The 727-nt window shown below is 69.1% G+C and carries 1 protein-coding gene and 1 pseudogene; both read right to left on the bottom strand.

Annotation, left to right across the window (positions count from 1 at the left end):
* Window positions 1-341: NAD(P) transhydrogenase subunit alpha (locus tag FZ029_RS32785; protein WP_149274383.1), on the bottom strand; the 341-nt coding region annotated here is incomplete at its 3' end.
* 26 nt (window positions 342-367) lie between these two features.
* Window positions 368-727 (bottom strand): annotated as a pseudogene (locus tag FZ029_RS32790) (NAD(P)(+) transhydrogenase (Re/Si-specific) subunit alpha); the annotation flags it as partial.

Here is a 727-nt window from a genome sequence, read left to right on the forward strand (position 1 = left end):
ATGACGGCGAGGAAGCCCAGGACCTTCGAGAAGTCGAAGCCGGCCGGGCCGGCGGCGATCAGGGCGCCGACGATGATCACCGACGACACGGCGTTGGTGACGGCCATCAGCGGCGAATGCAGGGCCGGGGTGACGCGCCAGACGACGTAATAGCCGACGAAGCAGGCCAGCACGAGCACCGTCAGGCCGGTGACGAAGAAGCTGCCGTGACCGCCGGCGGCCTCGGTGACGGGCTGCGCGCTGTGCGCGACCTGGGCGGCCAGCAGATCGGCCTGCTGGCCGAGCGCCGCGAGGTTCGCCTTGAGCTCGGCAATACGGGCGGACAGTTGGGTCTGATCCATTGCGGTAAGTCTCCTCAGGCGCCCGGTCAGCCGGCGAAGGCGGGGTGGACGACGGCGCCGTCGCGGGTCAGCGCGATGGCCTTGACGATCTCGTCGTCCCAGTTGACGGCCACGCCGGTCTCTTTCCCGTGCAGCGACGTCAGCAGCGCCAGCAGGTTCTTGGAGTACAGGAGCGAGGCGCTCTCGGCGATGCGGCTGGCGTAGTTGGCATGGCCGACGATCTTCACGCCGTTGGCCGTGGTCACCACCTCGCCCAGCTTGGCGCCCTCGACGTTGCCGCCCTGCTCCACCGCCAGATCGATGATGACAGAGCCCGGCTTCATCGACGCCACATGCTCCGCCGTCACCAGGATCGGCGCCTTGCGGCCGGGGATCAGCGCCGTGGT

It is taken from the genome of Azospirillum sp. Sh1, assembly GCF_008365135.1.
GTDB classification, from domain to species: domain Bacteria; phylum Pseudomonadota; class Alphaproteobacteria; order Azospirillales; family Azospirillaceae; genus Azospirillum; species Azospirillum oryzae.